This window comes from Flavobacterium sp. P1_E4 (assembly GCF_056405915.1).
The window spans coordinates 370,472-392,547 of the sequence record NZ_JBFUBE010000002.1 but is presented as its reverse complement, the minus strand read 5'-3'; the positions used below and the strand labels follow the sequence as shown (position 1 = coordinate 392,547).

Here is a 22,076-nt window from a genome sequence, read left to right as displayed (position 1 = left end):
GCCGGGTTTTGTTTTGTTTTTTGATTCTTCCAATTTTACTACATATAACTCAAAATCTCTTTTTTGAAAGCGTCATATTCACCTTGTAAAATCAAACCGTTATCAAGGAGTTTTTTATAGTTTTGAAGCTTCGCAAAAAGTTCGTCTTGTGTTAATTCACTTGTTCTTTTCTCAGCTGAAGCAGTTGTATTATCTACGATAGGTTCTGCATAATTAGAGACCACAGGCATTATTTCGGCAAAATCGGTCACTTCTTCAGTTTCCATTTCCTCGATTAATTCTGATTCTTGAATTAATGTTGGAGCGATTTCTTCGGTAATTGGAGAAACCGGATTAGCGCTATTTTTCAAAATATCCAATTGTTCTTTGGCATAGGTAAATATTTTACGCGCCTGAATCTTCGGAATATAATCAATTGAAACCTGCATCTCTGTTTTGGTAGAAAAAGAAAATTCAGATCCAAGAATGTTCTCTTTTACAAAAGTTCCCTCAATCTCATCCCAAGTGTAATCAATAAAATTCATAGACAAACCTAAATTCTTAGGCTGACAAATGATGATTCTTTTATTGGTCATTACAATACTATCTGGAAGTACAGTCAATGCTGGTTTTTTTTGCACAGCAATATAACCTACTTCTTCATTTTTCATTAAAATATCCTGCAATTTTGAAGTGACTTTCTCAATCGCTTTTGGATCTTGTTCTTCGTTTAAAAACTTTTTAATTTGATCTTTCATTTTTTTATAAAGTTGCTGAGTTACTAAGTAACTGAGTTGCTACGTTTTTTAATTGTTGCACAAAAGTAATGTCTATTTTTCTAATTGCTTCGCCTGTTCGGCAAATATTTTACCTCGGGTCGATAATTTCAATTTGAATTTTCTTGGTTAAACTTTTAAAAACCAAGCCATACGAATGATCTATCAATTCTTTCAGTAAGGCAGTTGGAACATCTTGATTTACGGCAATTGTGTTCCAATGTATTTTGCTCATATGAAAGCCGGGCTGGATGGCATCGTATTCGGCTCGTAACTCCTGTGCTCGTTCTGGATCACACTTAAGATTCACTGAAGGAGCTCCTTTTTCCCATTGTAATAGAGAAGACAAAGCAAACATTTTACCGCCCACTTTAAAAACCAAAGTATCTTCGTCAAACGGAAAATGTTCTGTAACTCCTTTTTTGGAAAGGCAATATTCGTAATAAGTTTCTAGATTCATGATACTATTTTTTCCATCATTCGTTCGGGAAATGCCAACTCTTTGAAACCAAATTTTTCATACAAAAAATGAGCATCCCTTGTCGCTAATCTCCATATTTTCACTTCTTTCAACGAAGGTTCTTCCATCATCGCCGAAATCAGAATAGATGAATATCCTTTTCCTCTGTGCTCTTCGGCTATAAAAACATCCATCATATAAGCAAAAACAACATAATCAGTAATAACTCTTCCAAAACCAACTTGGATATCATCCAAATAAATTCCAAAACAAACCGAGCTATCTATGGTTCTTTGGACGTCTTCAATGGTTCTTCCCGCCGTCCAATAAATGTCCTTCAAAAAATGTTGAATAAAAGGAACGTTCAGCTTTTGTTTATCAGTAGAAACGGTAATCATGCTTGTTTATTTTAGAATTCGGTTTACTCTTCAATATTTATAGGCTTATATAAAATTGGCTTGCTCGGGCTTGCGTCATTTTCGAAAGAAGCAATTTGCAGATTCAACAAATAACTTCCGTCTTCCACTTCATCAGCAACAAAAATCATTTCGGTAATCGTACAGTCCAATCTCGCACTAGCATTTAAATCATCAACATTTTTCACATTCCAAAATGCTTTATGAGCCAACAGTTTTCCCTCATCGTGTTCTTTGTCAACGCTCGGCAAATCAATCAGTAAATGTTTGATTCCGCTTTCGCGAATGAAAAGCGCCGCGTCTTCTGCCACATAAGGCGGATTAGTATTCGAATATTTCAGTGATTTTTTTATTTTGAAATTGGGCAATGTTCGGATAATTATGGCTTCGGGAATCTTATTGCCCAACGCCTTTTTAATCTGATTTCTGGTTATTACCAAATCATCACCTTGTATTTCCGGCACAACAGAAACCAATTCGGCCAAAAAGAAAAACTGTTTCAATGATTGATTAATGCTGTAAAACTCTCTTGTAATATGTCCCAGACATTCTGTATGTGTCCCGTGTCCGTGTGGATTGAAGAAAATATTATTAAAGTTGGTCGATGACTTCCCTTCTGAAACTTTGCCTATCCAATCTCCAAAAACAACGGGCTCTATTACTGGTTTTTCGATATACCAGGCAATCGGATTCTCATCAGTATTGGTTAATGGAATCGAAATATCAATGGGTTTTGACAAATCAACTTCAATAATTTGGTTATTATGTTCAATAGTGGTTTTCATTTATGCTGAATTTATTTCAGCATCTCATCTGGAGACACTTTTATAAGTCCAAATATAAATCTTTTAATTCTGGATTTGAAAGTTTTGCAATATTCCATTTCCAATCTTTATGCCAATTTTTGATTTGCTTTTCTCTTTTAAAAGCATCCGCTAAATTATCAAACGCTTCAAAATATATCAAAATAGTAGCATTATACTTTTTTGTAAAAACTGCTCCTGTACCATTTCTATGACAATCAATTCTGCTTTTAAGATTCTTTGTTGCTCCAACATATAGAACAGTATAGTTTTTATTGGCCAAAATATATGTAAATCCTTTTTCCATATAGAAATCAATTAAAATCAACAGATCCTGAAACTAGTTCAGGATAAATAAGTCTGATGCAATTCCATCAGTCAAAAATTTTCCTTTTGGCGTTGGTTTCAAAATATCATTATCAACAAAAAGCAAATCATCACTTATAAATTTCTGAGCTTGTTTATGCAAATAATCTAGATATTCCGTTCCGAATTCAGTTTCAATTCGACTCAAAGAAACGCCCCAAATCGTTCTCAAACCAGTCATAATATATTCATTATAACGGTCGGTAATGGATAAAATTTCAATTTCATTGGGCAGTTTATCTTCCTGAATAGATTTTAAATAGAGTGAATTATTCGAAACATTCCAGCTTCGGGAAACGCCGTCATAACTATGCGCCGAAGGACCAATTCCTAAGTATTTTTTCCCCAACCAATAGGCTGAATTGTTCTTTGAAAAATAATTGTCTTTTCCAAAATTGGATAATTCATAATGGATAAAATCATTCGCTTCCAATGTTTCTACCAAAATAGCAAAATGTTCCTGCGCTGATTCGTCATTGGGCTTGGCAATTTTTCCAGTTTGGATGAGTTTGTTCAAAGCAGTTTTGGGCTCAACAGTCAAAGCATAACTCGAAATATGAGGGATCCTAAAAGACAGAGCCATTTCAATATTTTGCTTCCATCTCTCGTTGCTCATTCCTGGAATTCCATAAATCAAATCCAGTGAAATGTTATCGAAGTATTGTTTTGCCTCCTCTAAACATTTTTTGGCTTCTGCCGAATTATGCGCACGATTCATCATCACCAAATCGTCTTCAAAGAAAGATTGAATTCCAATGCTCAGTCTGTTAATTGGACTTTTCGCTAATTCTACTATTCGTTCGTTGGATAAATCATCTGGATTGGCTTCAAGAGTGATTTCGGGATTTTCGGCAACATCATAATTTTTATATACTTCTGAAATTAAAAATTCTATTTCTGTCGTAGTCAAAACAGAAGGCGTTCCTCCTCCAAAATAAATGGTTTCTACGAGTTCGTTCTGAAACTCGATTTTACGCATTTGCAATTCTTTGGCGATAGCCAAAACCATCTCTTCTTTCTTCTTCATTGAAGTCGAAAAATGAAAATCGCAGTAATGACAAGCCTGCTTGCAGAATGGTATGTGTATATAGATTCCTGACATAATTTAGTTTTCAGTTTCAGATTTCAGTCATTGAGACAGACCACCGACCACTATTTTTTAACTCTCTCTTCATTTTGCTTCACAAAAGCATCCCAACCCGTATAACTTTTGGCTCCAACTACTTTCCCAGAATTAAAAAAATGACAAACAGCTGCCGCTAAACCATCCGTTGAATCAAGATTTTTGGGCAACTCTTTCAATCCTAGTAATTGCTGAAGCATTTTGGCCACTTGTTCCTTGCTAGCATTTCCGTTTCCGGTGATAGCCATTTTTATTTTTTTAGGTTCGTATTCAGTAATGGGAATATCTCTGGAAAGTCCTGCTGCCATTGCCACACCCTGTGCACGACCAAGCTTCAGCATCGATTGTACATTCTTACCGAAGAAAGGAGCTTCAATAGCTATTTCATCGGGATGGTGCGTTTCTATTAATTCTATGGTACGTTCGAAAATGATTTTCAATTTCTGGTAATGATTGTCGTATTTGGATAATTGCAATTCGTTGAGCTGCAAAAATTCCATTTTCTTATTGACAATTTTTATCAACCCAAAACCCATAATTGTGGTTCCGGGGTCTATTCCTAATATAATGCGTTCTTTTGTCAAGTTCTGTTTTTAAGTGGTGGTACGATGCAGTTTTAATTTATTTGGCCGAATTCTTTTCCATTTCCTCCAGCATCGTAATTATTTTGTCCAATTTTTCAACTTCAATTTTATCCAATCGAATTGCCAAGGCTTCAATTTCCAGCTTTGCATCTTTATTCGTTTGATAATCGGATTGCGCCTGAATCCTATCTCTTTCACTTTGCCTATTTTGCGACATCATAATAATAGGTGCGGCATAAGCTGCCTGTGTTGAAAAAACAAGATTCAGTAATATGAAAGGATAAACATCCCAATGATACACAAAACCAATAAGGTTCAATCCCATCCATACGATTACAAAAACACTTTGAATAATAATGAATCTCCAAGAACCCATTCCTTTAGCCACTGAATCGGCCAAACGACTACCAAATCCTGATGTTTCTAGATGTATATCGTGCCAAGTTTTGTTATTCTTCATCTCTTATCTATTAGTTATAATTTAAATATTTGTAAAATTCTGCTAGTTTATGCGTGACTTTGTGTAATAGTTTTTCCTTTACTTTGCGGTATGATTTCAATACCACACAAAACTAAGCAATTCCTTGTACTTCTAGTCAAACTTTTGATTGTAGGCGGTGCCTTTTATTTTATTTACAATCAATTGGCCAACAACGACAAACTGGACTGGCAAAAATTCTTGGTTCTCTTTCATAAAAATCAGTCGGTTTTAGGAATCGGTTTTATTCTGCTTTTGAGTGTATTGAACCGTTTATTTGAAATTCTAAAATGGAAATATTTGGTTTCCTATCTCCATCCAATTTCTTTGGCTGAAGCAACCAAACAAGTCCTAGCTGGGCTTACAGCCGGATTATTTACGCCAAACGGTGTGGGAGAATATGCCGGAAAAGCATTGTATTTTGACAAAAAAGAAGCCAAGAAAGTAGTATTCTTAAACCTGATTTGCAACGGAATCCAAATGATACTGACTGTCGTTTTTGGTATTTTTGGATTATTGTATTTCAATGCACAGTACAACGTGATTACCACAAAAACTGTAACTATTTTATTTGGCTGTCTGCTAATCCTATTTGCTGTTTTATTTTCAGCCAAAAAGATTACTCTCAAAGGCTATTCGATAGAAAAACTGATTCATAAAACTAACGAAATTCCAAAAACCATTCATCAAAAAAACACGTATTTGGCCATTTTACGATATTTAGTTTTCTCCCATCAATACTATTTTTTGTTTTTGGCATTTGATGTCGATTTGCCGTATTTGATTTTAATATCGGCCATTTCGAGCGTTTACTTTCTGGCTTCCTCTTTACCCACTTTTCAGTTTTTGGATTTTGCCGTAAAAGGAAGTGTAGCTGTGTATTTCTTTGGAATATTGGGCGTAAATGAATGGGTAGTTGTTTTTGTGACTACGCTAATGTGGTTTCTAAATGTGGTATTGCCGGTGATTATTGGAAGTTATTATGTATTGAATTTCAAACCCAAAACTGCGCCCTCGCTATGATTTTTTTTTTATTAGGTATAGCGATTGTTTATATGCTGACCATAAGTTGGCTCATTTATGGTTTTACCAAAATAAATCACTTTGAATTCATTGGCTTACCGCCAAAAACTAGCTTTAGTATTATTGTCCCTTTCCGGAATGAAGCCGAGAATTTACCGGTTTTACTGGAAAGTTTTTCAAAATTGAATTACCCGACGGAATTGTTTGAAGTGATTTTAGTTGATGATGAATCGGAGGAAAGATTGCAGGTTGCAGATTATAGATTTCAGATTACGACTATAGATAATATTCGGCTTTCAAATTCTCCCAAGAAAGACGCCATTGCAACGGCTATGAAAATCGTGAAAACTGATTGGGTCATCACTACCGATGCTGATTGCACTGTTCCTAAAAATTGGCTATTGGCGCTAGACAATTTCATTCAGTTACATCACGTCTCAATGATTGCGGGAGCTGTTACCTACGATTGCAATAATTCCTTTTTGCATCATTTTCAACAATTGGATTTGGCCAGTTTACAGGGCGCAACGATTGGCAGTTTTGGAATCAAAAAAGGTTTTATGTGTAATGGAGCCAATTTTGCCTACACCAAATCATTTTTTCAAGAACTAAAAGGTTTCGAAGGCAACTCTACAATTGCTAGTGGTGATGATGTTTTTCTACTGCAGAAAGCATTGTCCCAATATCCTGAAAAAGTAGCGTATTTAAAATCGAAGAATACTATTGTAACCACAAAACCAGTGAATGATTGGAAATCGTTGTTTAACCAACGCGTTCGTTGGGCTTCCAAAACTACTTCCTATCAAAGTATCTTTGGGAAAAGATTGGGATTGCTTGTCTTTATGATGAATTTTGGCTTGGTTTATTGTGTAGTATTGACTGTATTTGGAATCCTTCCCTATTTTTCTCCTGTGCTATATTTCCTGATCAAATTTGGGATTGACACTGTGCTGATACAACAAACAAATAAATTCTTGACGAAACACAAAATACGCTATTTGCTTTTAAGCAGTTTGTGGTATCCGTATTTCAGTACAGCTGTGGCTTTGTATTGCTTGTTTGGAAAATACGAATGGAAAGGGAGGAGGTTTTAGAATTCAGATTTAAGATTGCAAAAGGCAGATTACAGATTTTACCTTGTTCTGAAAACGAAATGCCCTAGCCCAGATGGAAACGGCATCCTGTTGTCCCGGGGTTCGGGATAACAGATATAGTGTACAGCTGGAAATAGCTCCTCTTGAATATTTACTGCAAAATCTAAATTCTGTAATCTGCCTTTTGCAATCTTAAAACTACTCCACTTTTAGAATTACGGGAAGTATAAACTGGGTTTTTACAGGTAATCCTCGCTTGATTGCAGGATTGATTTTTGGAAAGTCCACCAAACGGGCTTTCAGTATACTATCGATTTTTATTTTATCATAAGCTACCGAATCTTTTGGGAACTGCGGTTCGAATTTCATTGTTGCATTAGGAAAAACCGTCACTTTTACCTCGATTGTATCCAGTTCAGGATAGAGCATAGCCAATGTATCGTTGCACAGTTTCTCCTGTATTAACTGGGTTAGAACCTCAAAAAAACATTGTTGACGTTGTTTTTTGTCTTCAATTTTATCACAGTCCACAACCGATGGATATTCGTCTACCTCTTTCCAATTGATGGACTTCAATTCCTTTTGCAACAATTCCTTTTCGGAAGGAACCTGCTTGTCAAAATATTGACAGGAATTAAAAAGTATAAAGACTAAAAAAAGGGAAAACTGCTTCAATGTTTGTTATTTGAATGGGACTAATTTGTTATAAAAATACAATTATTTTTCTCATATTCGTGAATGAAATGAGTGTTGCATTTTCGGCTTCAAAATTACTAAAAATATTTTTATGGATATCCTGCTTTTGTTATTGGGTTTTGTTTGCGTTGTCGCAGGTGTTTTCGGGAGTTTTTTGCCTGTTTTACCTGGACCAAGCATCAGTTGGGTTGGAATCGTATTACTGTACTTTACTGATGCTGTTCCTGCCAATTATTGGATTCTAGGGATTTCTTTATTGATTACTATTGTACTAACGGTTTTGGATTATATCATTCCTGCCAAGGGAACCAAAAAATTTGGCGGGAGTTCATATGGTATTTGGGGAACCAATATCGGTTTGGTTGTTGGGATTTTTGCGCCTATTCCGTTGGGCTTTATTATCGGGCCGTTTGTTGGTGCTTTTGTTGGCGAACTTATTTATGACTATAAAGACCATCAACGTGCTTTGAAAGCGGCTGCTGGCTCTCTACTGGGCTTCTTAGCTTCCTCTTTTATGAAGTTTGTAGTGTGTATGATGTATCTGGGATTGTTTCTTTGGATTGTATGGCAAAATAGTGCTACTTTGTTTTAAAACTAGATTTTTGTTGTATAAAAAGGGCAATCCTTTTTCTTATAAAAATATTTTTGTTTACCATAAACCATTAAAAATAAGCAGTTAAACGATAAAGACAAAATGTAGTATGTTTGTTTTGTAATTTAGATGGATTTAATAATTCATTGATATGCAAAAACTTAGCTTTTTAATATTCGCCTTTTTATCCTCACAAGCTCTTTTTTGTCAATCGTATTACGCTATCGAAGGTTTAGTTTTAGATAAAGAAAAAGGCCTCCCCTCAGCAAATGTTTTATTACTGAAGCTATCAGATTCTACTTTGGTAAAAGGAGTTATTACCGATGCAAATGGAAGTTATAAATTCGCCCAAATTCCAAAAGGAAATTATTTATTAATGGTAAGTATGGTTAGTTTTGATTCTCAATATTCGGAACCATTTGATCTAAATACCAATTACACAGCAAAAACCATTTCATTATCAAGTGAAGTCGAACTAAAAGAAGTCGTGGTTCGTGCTACCAAACAGTTGTACACCCAGAAAGTAGATCGCATGGTCATCAATGTCGAAAACAGCATTATCTCAGCTGGGGGCTCGGCTTTGGACATCTTAGAACGCTCTCCCGGTATTTCGGTAAACAAACAAAACAACAGTATTTCAGTGGTTGGTAAAAACGGAGTGGTTGTAATGATCGACGGAAGAAAAAACTATGTCCCAGAATCCGGACTTGTACAATTTTTGGAAGGTATAAGTGCAGATAATATAAAGTCGATCGAAATAATCACAACGCCTCCTTCCGATTTTGATGCAGAAGGTAATGCTGGATTTATAAACATTGTTCTCAAAAAGAGTACAGATACTGGCCTAAACGGAAATTATTCGATAGCTGCAGGTTATGGAAAATACCCTTCAGGTACCGATAATATTTCTTTTAATTTCAGAAAAGATAAAATCAATGTTTTTGGAAGTTACTCCTATTTATTCGACCAGCATACAGAACTAATTTACAATAGCCGCGCTTACACAAAAGACAATGATACATTGGGAACCACCGTAACTTCCAATAGGTTTCCGACCAGACAAAACCACAATGGCAGAATAGGATTGGATTACCAATTGTCTGAAAAAACAGTAACCGGAATTCTTTTGAATGGTTACAATACAAAATGGACAATGGATGCCTATAATGATAGCTTTGATACCACAAACGGTTTACCTACTGCTTACACCGAAACTTTAAATGAAGAATTAAATCAATGGAAACATTTTGGCGCCAACTACAACCTAAAACATAATTTCGCAGATGATCACTATTTAAGTTTTAATATCGATTATTTGTATTACAAAGACAATAATCCCAACACATATGAGAACTCCTATTTTGACGAAAACAAGGTTTTTCTATACATTGAAAAAGTCCGAAGCGGCAAAGTAACTCCAATAACGACATGGGTTGGCAGTTTGGATTACAGTGATAAATTCAATAAAAAAATAAAATTTGATGCCGGCATAAAAGGGTCTTCTTCCAATTTTGTCAATAGTGTAAACGTGGATAATCTGCAAGGAGAGAATTGGGTTTCCGACCCAACATTGACAAACAAAAGTAATTTGGACGAAAAAATTGCAGCCGCCTATTCCGCTCTTGAGTATATCATAAATGACAAAATAAGTTTAAAATTAGGACTGCGCTACGAATACACCGATTCTCAATTGGATACCGAAACCGAGGGGAAAGTTGTAGACAAACAATATGGAATTTTTTTTCCGAGCGTTTTTTTAAGCCGAAAATTCAATGATGAGCTCAATATGAATTTATCGTATTCGAAAAGAATAACCAGACCAACTTTTAATGATTTAGCTCCATTTGTAATTTTTATAAATCCAACTACGTTTATTTCAGGTAATTCGGCTTTACAACCCGCGATTTCAAACTCATTCAAATACGACATTAACTACAAATCAATACTACTTTCTTTTCAATATACCGATGAACAATCTTCTATTGCATCATTTCAAGAACATATTGATGAAGAGACAGGCAGGCTAGTATATACCCCAACCAATTTAGATTACACAAAATCACTATCCATTACCTTAGGACTGCCTATAAAAGTTAATCCTTGGTGGAAAATGCAGAATAATTTAATCTACATCGACCAAAAAATTAAGGGATTGTATAATGAAGAAACCGTCAGCTTAGCTTTAGGCAATTTTCAGGCAAATACAACGCAATCCTTCAAAATAACAAAAACAATTTCAAACGAAACAACCATCTATTATTATGGACCCAGTCTTTTTGGTACAGCAAAATATGATGCCGTAGCTGGAGTTGACATAGGGTTTCAGAAGAAATTTAGTGATAAATGGGGTGCCTTAAAATTTTCTATAAATGATCTCTTTGATTCCAATAAATATTCGGGAGGAACAGATTTGCCAGATCAAAATATAAAAACCCATAACAAATTCGACTTTAGTAACAGAACTTATACTCTTACTTATTCAAACAGTTTTGGAAACAGTAAATTAAAATCATCACGAGAACGCCAAACTGGAGCTGAAGAGGAAAGAAACAGAGTTAACAAATAGAAAAGACCCAAATTGCGCAATTGCCCACGGATTTTACTGACCAAACAGATTTACACGGATTATAATAGCTACACGAAAAATAAAGTTCTGTGAGAATCAGTCTAATCCGTGGGATCCGTGGCTAATTTTTCGTTTCAAAAGTAAATCAAGATACTCCTATTCGGGATTCTGGGATAAAACTAAATTTTATCGCATAAAAAAAGCCTCTCCGTTTAAGGAAAGGCTTCAAACAATATGTTGCGGTCTGGACGGGACTAAAACTTTACCAAATATTCTGAGTAAAACCAAGGCTTTACAAAAGCTAAAAAGCAACAGGGGGTGTATAAGGGGATGTATCCAGTAAATTTTTATGATAAAATGGTTTAACAAACAGGATATTCTATGTAATTTCTACAGTATAGAAGTTAACATTTTTAATTTTAAATCTTTTTTTATTTTTTTTTCGTTTAAAAAACTCCAATAGCATAAGTTTTTTCTGTTTAAAAGACAGGTAGTTATGTTAAAAATGTTAAAGTTTAATTTACACAAATCACACATAATCAATGAATTGAATTATTTTTGTAAGTTTTTTATATATAATTTAGCCTGAAATTCGAAAGGAAAAATTTCCTCACTAGAGTTACTGCATATATAAACTATAAACAATTACAAAAATGCAAACAAATTATTTTACTGTGAGAGCAGTATTAAGAACAGACAAAATAAGAAAAGATGGTACTTGCCCTATTTACATTCTTCTACAAAGAAATGGCTTAACCCAAAAATTATCTTTATCCGAAAGTATAGAAGAAAAACATTGGGATAAACAAGCAGAACAAGCAAAAGGTAAAGGTTTTGCTACCTTGAATGCTATAATTAAAAAACAAAAACAAAACCTAGAAGACTTTATAAGAGAAAATAAAAGTCTTGGTAAAACATTATCCACAAAAGATATTTCTAATTTCTGGAATGGAAAATCAAATACTGAATTGGATTTTTACAATTTCTTCGATTCTTACTGTAAACGCCATTTTTTAAAAATCCAAGAAAGCACTCAGGTACACTACATAACACTTGAGAAAAAACTTAAAGCTTTTAGTCCTAAATTAATGTTTACAGAGATTGACTATAGTTTTATGGTAAGGTTTGAACAGTTTTTAATCGAAGGTAAAAGTGGTGTTTACAATATGACCAAATTTTTAAAATCCATTTTAAAAGAAGCTACAAAACAAAGATTAATTACCGATAATTCTTGGGCCGATTATAAAGTACAAAGACCAAACGAAAGAAAATTGCACTTAACCCCTGAAGAATTAGAATTATTTAAAAATTGTGACATTTCTAAACATCCACATCTAAAAGTTACTAAAGATATGTTTCTGTTTAGCTGTTATGTAGGAGGAATGCGTTTTAGCGATGTATCTAAATTTACAAAAGAAAATTATAAAAATGGTATGATTAGTATCGTACAGAAAAAAACAGGAGAATTATTGCATACACCTGTAGGACTGGAAGCTAAACTGATAATTTGTAAATACATTACAAAACGTAAAGAAAACGAGAGTTTATTTCCAGAATTATACAACCAAAAAGCAAATAAGTATTTAAAAAAATTAGCTGAATTAAGTGGTATAAACAAACGAGTAACATTCCATGCATCTAGGCACACTTTTGGAACACTAATGGCACAAAAAAATGTCAATGCATTTTATATATCCAAGATGATGGGGCATAAAAAATTAGGACAAACATATTCTTATACTGGTATTAGCGACTCTTCTATGAAAGAAATAATGAAGGGAATAAATTTCACTAGAGTACGTAAAAAAAGTCCTGTAAAGTAATATTGTGAATTCCCAATACTTAAAGAAGGGTTTTAAGTGTAATATTCTGAGCCTTTTCTATTCTCCAATATTATATAACCCAAATTAAAAACAACAAAATTTAAAAAGTTATGAGTAAAATGATTATGATCGAAAAGAGAGTTTTTAGCAACCTTGTAAAGTTGGCTATTAGAATGGATAAATTGCTAACTGAATTCTCCGAACGTCCAGAATACAACAAAGATTGGTTGTCCATTTCTGACATAGTAACAGAATTTGGATTAAGCAGAAAAATTATTGATGGTTATAGAAAAAAGGGATTAAAGTCAACCCAAAAAACACCTAATGGGAAAATATTAATTCGAAGAAGTGATTTGGTAAAGTTTATAATTAAAAAATAGAAATTATGATTGATAACATTAAGATACACATTCCAGTTTATAATCTTAAAAAAGGCACTTTTGATTGGAAAGAGCCCAAAAATAATGATGGCTTTATTTATAATAAAAAATTTCTGGTTGCTAAATTATACAACCCAAAAACACCAAAAAAAGCTTACACCTTAAAAGTATTATTAACACTTAATATAAAAACAGATGTTTTTTCTTTGAGTATTAGCGGTAGTCTCAGAAAGTGGTATTTCCAAGAAAATTCGAGAAGTGATCTAAATCTTGACCAATATATAGAATGCATTGAGTTAATTGCTAAAGGGATTAAAATTGATGTAGATGATCTTAAAAAGATGATAGTAACAAAATTAGAAATAGGCGTTACCCTCTTATTAAAATCTAATATGAGATCCATAATTGAATGCTTTGTCAAATTGCGAAATGCAGAAAGAGTAGTTTTTGAAGAAACTACATTATACTTTAAATTTAAAAATTACGGAATTGTTCTTTATGACAAATACCTTGAAATGAACAAGAATATTATTTGGACAAATATTGAAAAAAATGTGTACAAAAAGTTTTATTTTCTACGGTTTGAAATAAATGCTAAAAAAATTTCTGGAACTACCTTAAAAGGCAAATTCGATACTCTTGGGAGAATACAAGATAACTGGAATGAGTTATCCCAAACAATTGAAAAACATATGACTGCCATTGTGTTTGTAGATACAATTTCAGAAGAAAAAATAATTGAAATTAATAACGTACCAATTTTGAAAAAGCAATTGATGTTTAAGGCAATGAAAGATATGGGTATTGTTAAATTCTCTGCCTTGTTTGATAAATCAATAAAGACGAATAACAAAAATAAAGACTATAAAGAATTAATCAATATATACAGAAGCTTTATTACTAATGATATTGACTTAAAAGGTATATTACTTGTAGAATTAAGGAAAAAATTAAATAGATTATATAACAAGGGTAATGTATAATACTATAATAACTAATAAATACTATGAAACTATGAAAAGCTGTATGGGAAAAAACAGAGTATAAGTAAAACGCTATATGGGGAAAAACGCTATATGGGAAAAAACACTGGTTGAATGAAACACTGTTTGAATGAAAACGCAGTTGAATGAAAACAATGTTTTATGAAAACAGTGTTGTATTAAAACAGATTAGAACAATAATACAAAGCTGAATCAAGTAAACACAAGAAATATAATCTGAGCCAGTTACTTAAAAACAGAAACTGTTTACATAATGATTGCAAGACTAATTTATTGTCGATAATAAACTGAATGACAATAAACACAACAAATTCCTTGAAATTATGTTGAATCTGCAAATAATTAGTGAAACAATTTAATTAATTTTTAAAATGCAGGTTTCGTATTCTTTAATAAAACAACCAATTAAAATATTGCCTGATAACAGCTTTTCCAATTGATTTTAAGCACTATTTAGAACTTAATAGTAAAATATCTATGCATGCAAATTTTATTCTGTATGCGGCCTTAAATCAATGGGGTGATTTTTAAAATAAAAAATAAAATTTTATAACTTCGCAAAATGATAAAAGAAGTGATTGAAGACAAAATTTCCAAAGTAAAAGTTAAAGAAAAAGAACTGACAACCCTTTCTTTTTTCTCTGGTGCACTTGGACTAGATATAGGATTAGAAAGAGAAGGATTTAATGTTGTATTGGCTTGCGAATTTGACAAAGCCTGTAGAAATACGATTACTTTAAACAAACCAAACATTGGTCTTATTGGAGATATTAGAAATTATTCTGTTGAAGATATTTTAAAATTTTCTGGATTAAAAAACAAAAACCAAGTCGATGTTATTGTTGGAGGGCCACCTTGTCAAGCTTTTAGTACTGCTGGAAAAAGATTAGGGTTTGCTGATTCAAGAGGAAACGTTTTTCTAAAATATCTAGAAATCATTGAAGAAATATCTCCTAAATATTTTGTTATAGAAAATGTGAGAGGACTTATGTCTTCTATATTACAAATAGACGAGAAAGATGAAATTATTGAGCAAATCCCATTATCGATTTTAAATGAAAAAGGCTCTTCTTTATATTATGTAATAAAAAGGTTAGAAAATGCTGGATACAATATTAATTTTGRCTTGTATAATTCTGCCAACTTCGGGACACCACAAATTCGTGAAAGAGTTGTAATCATAGGAACTAAAGATTCTGTAAAAGTAAATAGACTTACTCCAACCCACTCTGAAAATGGAGAATATGACTTGCCTAAATGGAAAACTATAAAAGAAGCTTTTAAAATTTTACAAAATATTGAAAAACACGAATCTATTTTCTATTCTGAAAAAAGAGCAAACTTGTATAAGAATTTAAAAAGTGGACAAAATTGGAGAGATTTACCTATTGATTTACAAATGGAAGCTTTAGGAAAAGCTTTCTTTCTTGGTGGAGGTAAAACTGGCTTTATGAGAAGACTAAATTGGGAAAGACCTTCCCCCACTGTAGTTACTAATCCTGCTATGCCTGCTACTGATTTATGTCATCCAAGTGAAATACGACCTATAAGTGTTGAAGAATATAAAGTAATCCAAGAATTTCCTCTTGATTGGAAATTAGCTGGGAATACAACCGACAAGTATAAGCAAATTGGAAACGCTGTACCTGTTGGTCTAGGGAGAGCGATTGGAAGAGAAATTAAAAACCATTTATATAATTTAAGTACAGAGGATTATATAACATTTAAACATTCCAGATACCTTAGTACTAGTTATGACCAATTTATTAAGAAAATAGAAAAAACCACTTTGTTGGAAAATAGCTACTCCTTATTTGATTAATTTTATAAAATAATTCATATCATTGGTAAAAATTTTACTGATGATTGTAGATACAAAATTTACTGAGCCATTTGATTTAGATGTTATAACAAATTATGCAAAAGAACACTGTAAGGAATCTTATTCTAGTGATTTGGAAATTGTATTAAAATGTGCCTTTAATGACATTAGAAATCTTCCAAAACTTGGTTATCCTAAAAAAATTGATAAAGTTGAACAACCTGTTCCTTTAAAAGATTATGTAATTAAATTTATTGATGCATACAAAAAGGGTTACAACAATCGACCATCTGTAAGAGTTGGAAATTCTTCTAAAACGCATTCTGATCCTATTGTAGGATTAATTTTTTCTTTAAGAGTAGCCGATACATCCCCTGCTGAGTTAAAAAAAATCGTAGAGGGACATAGCTTACAAATGTCTATAGAAAATATTATTGGCGATTTACTTGAAGAATACTTATCTTTAAAACTTTGTGATTATGGATGGGTTTGCTGTTGGGGAAGCTCTATCGATGCTGTAGATTTTTGTAATTCCAAAGGGGAATTATTGCAAATAAAAAACAGTGATAATTCCGAAAATAGTTCGTCCAGTAGAGTACGAAGTGGCACTGAAATAAAAAAGTGGTCAAGAAGAAAATCTACACAAAGTAATACTTTCTATTGGGAAAAATTAATAGAATTGACTGGTGCAAAAGGTATTTCGGAAGAAGATTTTAGAGCTTTTGTAAACTTTACAATTAAAAAAAATCCTAAGTGCATCTATGTAAATGATGGGCCAATTAATCTTTGAATATGGCTTATAAACAGTATAATAAGGACGGTGTCGAAATTACTCCCCAGGATTTACAAAATAAAACTCTTTGGTGTAAGGATGGAGAAAAAATAGAACAAGCATTCGTAAATAAATTTGGAACGAAACTAGGCTTAATTATTAATCCAGAAAAAACTGTAAATCCTTTTGCTCCTGATCTATTAAAAAATAACAGCTTAATAGCCGACTTAAAAACCCAGAATACTCCTTTCTTTAAAGCCAAGGATTTATATGGAATAGACCCGACATATGCAGTTGTATTTAACCGAAAAGATGCCGAAAGATATTGGAAAAATTACAAAGAAATAATAATATATTTTTGGGTAGAATGGCATTCCGTAAAATTCGTAATGGGTAATACAATTAAGGAAGTAGAATTTTTGGATGGTGTTTGGAATATAAAGTTTATTGATTTAGTTGAGTTATTAAAAGTTGCTCCTGAGCATCTTTACCAACAACGAGTAGATGACACAAAAGGTAATGCAAAAGGGAGTTTTGTTTTGGATATAAGAAATCCAGCATTTACACAAGTGATTTAATCAATGTAAAACAACTTAGAGATTTCTTAGATAAATAAGACCTATGTTTTTTAATGCTTTTAAATGATGTTTTTTAGAAAAAAATAAAAACTTTATTTATTTTTACTAATACTTATGAGAACTTTTGTTATATCAGATATACATGGAAATAATACTGCTTTTAGAAAAGCTCTAAAGCATGTTAAATTAAAAAAAACAGATCGTCTAATTATTTTAGGCGATTTTATTGATCGAGGAGAAGATAGCAAAGGAGTTCTAGATACAATTTTACTGCTAAAAGAACATAATTTTGATCTTATCTGCCTAAAAGGCAATCACGAACAAATGCTTTTAGATTCTTTCGGAAATATAAATAATCTAAATAGTTGGCTTAAAAATGGCGGAGAAAAAACCTTACTAAGTTTCTTGACAAGTTCTATTGATAAAATCCCAACTAAATATATTGATTTAATCAAGTCTTTTGTTTACTACTACGAAATTGAAAATTTCATATTTGTACATGCATCTTTAAATATGAAAATTGAAAATCCTTATGCAGATATTCAAACTATTTTATGGGAAAGAGAACCATTTAAATATTATGATGAGACCTGGATAAAGAACAGAACACTAATTCATGGGCATAGTCCTACTCCAAAAGAGATTATAGCTACAAGCATAGAAAATAGAAGTAAAATTATATGTATTGATAACGGAAGCTTTCTTAAAAAAGAAGAGTACGGTAGTATCTGTATTCTAGAATTAGAAAATTTTAAATATAACTTTATTAGATGAAAATTTTAAAAGTAGTAGAAGTAATTAACCAAGGAGGATTTGGAATTATCGAAAAGGTAATTTGTGATGATGGATATGAATATGCCCGTAAAACTTTTAGTCCTTCTTCGCAATTTTTAGGAGATAAACAACTTTGCGACAGATTAAAAATTAGATTCATTAGGGAAGTTAAAACCCAAAAACTTTTGCCTAAGGAATATTTTATACCAATTATTTACGACGATTTAACTAGTGACAACCCTTGGTTTTTAATGCCAATAGCTGAAGATGTGTATGTGAATGAGATAATTAATTCTAAAAAGCAAAATCGAAATCCTGATGGATTAGGTGATATTTTAAATTCTCTGGAATTTATACATAGTAAAGGGCTTGTACACCGAGATTTAAAACCCCAAAACATTTTAAAACACGATGGGATATGGAAGTTAGCTGATTTTGGATTAATTTCCCAAGATAAAGAAATCCTATCCCAAACTATAACTACTAGCAATAATGCCTACGGAACTGTTCATTATTGTGCACCTGAGCAAACAACAGAATTTCGAAGAGTAACACCCTTAGCAGATATATATTCTTTTGGAGCAATTTTACATGATATTTTTACCGATGGAAATCGAGTTCCATACTCGCAACTTACTGCTAATGGAGAAATTGGTGTAATAATCGAAAAATGTACTAAACATAAAAAAGAAGACCGCTTTAGTAATATTACTACGTTAAGAAATAAACTGTTATATGTATTATCTAAACAGCCTATTTTAAAATCTGTTATAGATAATCAATGGTTTGAAGATTTTAAACGTACCCAGAATTGGGATGTAGATAAATTTGAAAGTTTTGTGTTTTTCTTAAAAAGAAATACCGCCTTACATTATTCTTTTTTTTATGAAATAAATTTAGAGACTCTAGACAATCTTTTTAACACAGATACAGAATTATTTAATGAATTCTGCCTAATGTACTTTGAGTGGGTTTACCAAACAAACTATCAGTTTGATTATTGCGATGTAATAATCGGATATATATTAGATATTTATAATAAAACATCTGATTTGGAAGTTAAAGCAAAAGCCGTAGTTACTTCTGCCGAATTAGCAAAATCGCATAATAGGTGGTATGTAATGCGACATGTAGTAAATATGTCTAATAAAGAAATAAGTGATGATTTAGCGTTTAGAATCGTTATTGAGATTGACTCTAAAAGTAAAAATAAAGGGAATTTCCAGAGATGTACTGAAGGAATAAATTTGAATATTAACAGTTACCATAATATGATTGCAGATTTGTTTAATTAATATAATAATTCCCCCATGTTACCCTGATTAAAACTGAACCATTTATATTGGACACTTTTACTACCCCCTTTAATCACCCCTTACTGAACGGAACAAAAAAACAATTGGATTAACGCAAATTTATTCTAAGCAAGTTTATTGTTTACACAAGCCAAGAAATTAACGTGGTCGTTAAATACAAACAAAACTTTTGTCTAAAAAAAAACGGATAGAAGTAACTTAGAAACCAAGGCAACTTCTAAATTAAAAAATAAAGCACTAAATCTGCTCTGTATTGCTTTAATAATATAATAGAATATAAATACTTATCGAAAAGATAATCAATGCCTAAAATAGTCTGATTTTATTGGAGATAATTTACAATATTTAATTAAAAACATTAAATTTTATTAAAAAAACACGGGGGATGAATTAGGGGATGAGATATTGGCGAATTATAACTAAAAAAGTAAAAAGAACTTCGCCAATAATTTTTTAGTTGGGGAAAAAGCATAAAAAAAGCCTCTCCGTGAAGGAAAGGCTTTAAACAATATTTGCGGTCTGGACGGGACTCGAACCCGCGACCCCATGCGTGACAGGCATGTATTCTAACCAACTGAACTACCAAACCTTGTTTTATTGCGAGTGCAAATATACAATAGATTTTCGTTTACGCAACTATTTTATAACACAAGAATCAAAAAAAATGTAACTCCCTAAAAATCAAAAAAGCCATCCACAAAGTGGAAAGCTTTTCATTGGTCTAACTACAAACCGGTCTCGTCATATAGGACGAGAAACAACACAACTAGCTTTAGATACCGTATTTGGGCAAAAAAGCCTTTCTGTTACGAAAGGCTTTTCCCAATATTGCGGTCTGGACGGGACTCGAACCCGCGACCCCATGCGTGACAGGCATGTATTCTAACCAACTGAACTACCAAACCTCTGCTTTATTGCGGTGGCAAAGATACAATAGATTTTCATTTACACAAGCCTTTTATTAGAGAATTTTAAAAAAATTTCAACTGCTTTACCCAAACTTTTGTTTTTCAATTAGGTAGGCCGTCAAAATTTTTTCAAAACTTTCACCAACCCCCACAGGAATGTACTTTATTTTGTTTTGAGCGCACGTTAAAGCCAGCTTTTTAAAGTAATCACCCACCTGTTTTTCGTATTCCTCCTTCACATTATCTGCAAAAATGACTACCTCATCTCCTGTTTCTACATCGATAAACTTCCTTGGGGCATTGTCAAAATCAAATTTAAGCTCCGTTTCGTTGTCTACAACATGAAATAAAACCACTTTATGCTTATCGTGTTTCAAATGTTGCAGGGCATTAAAAAGAGCTTCTTCGTTTTCAGACTGAAACATATCCGTAAACAAAATGATCATCGAACGGCGATGGATTTTCTCGGCTATCTGATGTAAATAAGTAATAGTATCCGTTTGCTTCTTCTCTTTAGAACTATCCAAAAGACTCTCAAGTTTGTTCAAAATCATCCTATGATGACGATCGCTTCCTTTTTCAGGAGCATAATATTCATAACTATCCGAAAACACACTTAATCCCACGGCATCACGTTGTTTCTTCAACAGGTTCATCAAAACCGCCGAAGCCAATACCGAAAAACCTATTTTACTTTCATAAAACTGCTGATCGTCCTTCAATTTAGGATAATGCATCGACGAAGAATTGTCAATAATAATATGACATCTCAGGTTAGTCTCTTCCTCAAAACACTTGGTGTACAATCGATCAGTTTTGGCAAACAACTTCCAATCGATGTGTTTGGTACTTTCCCCTACATTATATACTTTATGCTCGGCAAATTCTGCCGAAAATCCATGAAACGGACTTTTATGCATTCCAGAAATAAAACCTTCCACCACTTGATTTGCCAACAATTCCAAATGCTGAAAACTAGATATTTTTTCTATTTGCGATTCGATCTTCATATTCCAAATGTATAAAAAACTTTGAACACACTACATTGTGTCATCGACAATTTGAAAGCAAACCATTAAAAGGTTCGTTTTCTTTTAACCATTAAGAAATTAAGCGTCATTAAGCTTAACTGACTTAATATCTTAATGGTGAAAATTTTAACGCAACAAAATGCTTAAAAACAAAAAAGGCTTGACTTTCGCCAAACCTTTTTATATAAACTTATAACCGTTACCGATTACAACAATGCGTCTAAACTATCTGCATACGTTTGTTTTGGAGCTACTCCCACTTGTTTTCCTACTACTTCTCCGTTATGGAAAACCAATACTGTTGGAATGTTTCTAACACCGTATTTTGCAGCAAATTCTTGGTTTGCATCTACATCAACTTTACCCACAACTACTTTACCTTCGTACTCGTTGCTAAGTTCGTCAATGATTGGTCCAACCATTCTACAAGGTCCACACCATGCTGCCCAAAAATCTACCATTACTGGTTGTGTCGATTTCAAAACTACTTCTTCAAAAGTAGCATCTGTTATTGCTAATGCCATACTATTTTTATTTTATGTTTAAAATGCTAATTTGTTTTAACTAGAGCACAAATTTAGAAATTAAAAACCAACCAAATACCATTCCCAAATTAGTTTTCATTATAAATGTATTACTAATTGCTATTTTAAAATTGATTTGGAGCTATTTCCCGCTGTACACTATATCTATTGTCCCGAACACCGGGACA

General features: G+C 32.6%; 23 protein-coding genes and 2 tRNA genes. 12 read left to right on the top strand and 13 right to left on the bottom strand.

Annotated elements, in window-relative coordinates; all coding sequences use genetic code 11:
* Window positions 1-38: 38 nt before the first annotated feature.
* The 8 genes from AC1DY0_RS03520 to AC1DY0_RS03485 form a co-directional block, all read right to left on the bottom strand.
* Window positions 39-737: a PH domain-containing protein gene (locus AC1DY0_RS03520; RefSeq protein WP_477187286.1), complete on the bottom strand. Its 699-nt coding sequence runs from the start codon at window positions 735-737 to the stop codon at window positions 39-41.
* A gap of 109 nt (window positions 738-846) precedes the next feature.
* Entirely contained in the window at window positions 847-1,215 is a 369-nt protein-coding gene (locus AC1DY0_RS03515) for an MmcQ/YjbR family DNA-binding protein (RefSeq protein WP_477187285.1), read from the bottom strand.
* Entirely contained in the window at window positions 1,212-1,613 is a 402-nt protein-coding gene (locus tag AC1DY0_RS03510) for a GNAT family N-acetyltransferase (protein ID WP_477187284.1), read from the bottom strand. Before AC1DY0_RS03510 ends, AC1DY0_RS03515 begins: the two co-directional genes overlap by 4 nt.
* Window positions 1,614-1,636: 23 nt before the next feature.
* The gene (locus AC1DY0_RS03505; RefSeq protein WP_477187283.1) at window positions 1,637-2,416 is read right to left on the bottom strand and encodes a cyclase family protein; all 780 of its coding nucleotides are present in this window, start codon (window positions 2,414-2,416) and stop codon (window positions 1,637-1,639) included.
* 40 nt (window positions 2,417-2,456) lie between these two features.
* Window positions 2,457-2,741 carry a GIY-YIG nuclease family protein gene (locus AC1DY0_RS03500; RefSeq protein ID WP_477187282.1) on the bottom strand — a complete coding sequence of 95 codons (285 nt, stop codon included), beginning with the start codon at window positions 2,739-2,741 and terminating at the stop codon, window positions 2,457-2,459.
* A 33-nt stretch (window positions 2,742-2,774) separates the two neighbouring features.
* Window positions 2,775-3,902 carry a radical SAM family heme chaperone HemW gene (gene hemW, locus AC1DY0_RS03495; protein WP_477187281.1) on the bottom strand — a complete coding sequence of 376 codons (1,128 nt, stop codon included), beginning with the start codon at window positions 3,900-3,902 and terminating at the stop codon, window positions 2,775-2,777.
* A gap of 50 nt (window positions 3,903-3,952) precedes the next feature.
* Window positions 3,953-4,507, bottom strand: a complete 555-nt coding sequence (gene ruvC, locus AC1DY0_RS03490; RefSeq protein WP_477187280.1) for a crossover junction endodeoxyribonuclease RuvC — start codon at window positions 4,505-4,507, stop codon at window positions 3,953-3,955.
* A gap of 37 nt (window positions 4,508-4,544) precedes the next feature.
* Window positions 4,545-4,967: a DUF1003 domain-containing protein gene (locus AC1DY0_RS03485; protein WP_477187279.1), complete on the bottom strand. Its 423-nt coding sequence runs from the start codon at window positions 4,965-4,967 to the stop codon at window positions 4,545-4,547.
* Window positions 4,968-5,057: 90 nt separating this feature from the next.
* Between AC1DY0_RS03485 and AC1DY0_RS03480 the strand changes: the two genes are divergently transcribed.
* Window positions 5,058-6,008 (top strand): hypothetical protein, encoded by a 951-nt coding sequence (locus AC1DY0_RS03480; protein ID WP_477187278.1) that lies wholly within the window; start codon window positions 5,058-5,060, stop codon window positions 6,006-6,008.
* A complete protein-coding gene (locus AC1DY0_RS03475) occupies window positions 6,005-7,102 on the top strand; it encodes a glycosyltransferase family 2 protein (RefSeq protein WP_477187277.1) in 1,098 nt (365 codons plus the stop codon). The genes AC1DY0_RS03480 and AC1DY0_RS03475 overlap by 4 nt, the downstream gene beginning before the upstream one ends.
* A 198-nt stretch (window positions 7,103-7,300) precedes the next feature.
* On the opposite strand, the gene AC1DY0_RS03470 is transcribed toward AC1DY0_RS03475, so the two are convergent.
* Window positions 7,301-7,777 (bottom strand): hypothetical protein, encoded by a 477-nt coding sequence (locus tag AC1DY0_RS03470; RefSeq protein WP_477187276.1) that lies wholly within the window; start codon window positions 7,775-7,777, stop codon window positions 7,301-7,303.
* A 112-nt stretch (window positions 7,778-7,889) separates the two neighbouring features.
* Here AC1DY0_RS03470 and AC1DY0_RS03465 point away from each other — a divergent pair, with 112 nt between their 5' ends.
* From AC1DY0_RS03465 to AC1DY0_RS03420, 10 genes are all read left to right on the top strand, one after another.
* Window positions 7,890-8,390 (top strand): DUF456 domain-containing protein, encoded by a 501-nt coding sequence (locus AC1DY0_RS03465; RefSeq protein ID WP_477187275.1) that lies wholly within the window; start codon window positions 7,890-7,892, stop codon window positions 8,388-8,390.
* Between the two features lie 151 nt (window positions 8,391-8,541).
* Window positions 8,542-10,956 carry a TonB-dependent receptor domain-containing protein gene (locus AC1DY0_RS03460; protein ID WP_477187274.1) on the top strand — a complete coding sequence of 805 codons (2,415 nt, stop codon included), beginning with the start codon at window positions 8,542-8,544 and terminating at the stop codon, window positions 10,954-10,956.
* Between the two features lie 653 nt (window positions 10,957-11,609).
* Window positions 11,610-12,779, top strand: a complete 1,170-nt coding sequence (locus tag AC1DY0_RS03455) for a site-specific integrase (protein ID WP_477187273.1) — start codon at window positions 11,610-11,612, stop codon at window positions 12,777-12,779.
* Window positions 12,780-12,889: 110 nt separating this feature from the next.
* A complete protein-coding gene (locus tag AC1DY0_RS03450; protein ID WP_477187272.1) occupies window positions 12,890-13,159 on the top strand; it encodes a hypothetical protein in 270 nt (89 codons plus the stop codon).
* A 5-nt stretch (window positions 13,160-13,164) separates the two neighbouring features.
* Entirely contained in the window at window positions 13,165-14,142 is a 978-nt protein-coding gene (locus AC1DY0_RS03445) for a hypothetical protein (RefSeq protein ID WP_477187271.1), read from the top strand.
* A 583-nt stretch (window positions 14,143-14,725) separates the two neighbouring features.
* The gene (locus tag AC1DY0_RS03440; RefSeq protein WP_477187270.1) at window positions 14,726-15,985 is read left to right on the top strand and encodes a DNA cytosine methyltransferase; all 1,260 of its coding nucleotides are present in this window, start codon (window positions 14,726-14,728) and stop codon (window positions 15,983-15,985) included.
* A gap of 40 nt (window positions 15,986-16,025) precedes the next feature.
* On the top strand, window positions 16,026-16,775 hold the full coding sequence (locus tag AC1DY0_RS03435; RefSeq protein ID WP_477187269.1) for a SinI family restriction endonuclease: 750 nt from the start codon (window positions 16,026-16,028) through the stop codon (window positions 16,773-16,775).
* A gap of 2 nt (window positions 16,776-16,777) precedes the next feature.
* Window positions 16,778-17,335: a hypothetical protein gene (locus tag AC1DY0_RS03430; protein WP_477187268.1), complete on the top strand. Its 558-nt coding sequence runs from the start codon at window positions 16,778-16,780 to the stop codon at window positions 17,333-17,335.
* A 114-nt stretch (window positions 17,336-17,449) separates the two neighbouring features.
* Window positions 17,450-18,109, top strand: a complete 660-nt coding sequence (locus AC1DY0_RS03425) for a metallophosphoesterase (protein WP_477187267.1) — start codon at window positions 17,450-17,452, stop codon at window positions 18,107-18,109.
* On the top strand, window positions 18,106-19,404 hold the full coding sequence (locus tag AC1DY0_RS03420; protein ID WP_477187266.1) for a protein kinase domain-containing protein: 1,299 nt from the start codon (window positions 18,106-18,108) through the stop codon (window positions 19,402-19,404). Before AC1DY0_RS03425 ends, AC1DY0_RS03420 begins: the two co-directional genes overlap by 4 nt.
* Before the next feature lie 536 nt (window positions 19,405-19,940).
* Here AC1DY0_RS03420 and AC1DY0_RS03415 read toward each other — a convergent pair.
* The 4 genes from AC1DY0_RS03415 to trxA all read right to left on the bottom strand — a co-directional run bounded on the left by AC1DY0_RS03415 (window position 19,941) and on the right by trxA (window position 21,888).
* Window positions 19,941-20,014 (bottom strand) — tRNA-Asp (locus AC1DY0_RS03415).
* Between the two features lie 242 nt (window positions 20,015-20,256).
* Window positions 20,257-20,330: transfer RNA gene (locus AC1DY0_RS03410), tRNA-Asp, on the bottom strand.
* 86 nt (window positions 20,331-20,416) lie between these two features.
* Complete coding sequence (locus AC1DY0_RS03405) at window positions 20,417-21,343, bottom strand: DUF58 domain-containing protein (protein ID WP_477187265.1); 927 nt, start codon at window positions 21,341-21,343, stop codon at window positions 20,417-20,419.
* Window positions 21,344-21,570: 227 nt separating this feature from the next.
* Window positions 21,571-21,888 carry a thioredoxin gene (gene trxA / locus AC1DY0_RS03400; RefSeq protein ID WP_077377586.1) on the bottom strand — a complete coding sequence of 106 codons (318 nt, stop codon included), beginning with the start codon at window positions 21,886-21,888 and terminating at the stop codon, window positions 21,571-21,573.
* Between the last annotated feature and the right edge of the window lie 188 nt (window positions 21,889-22,076).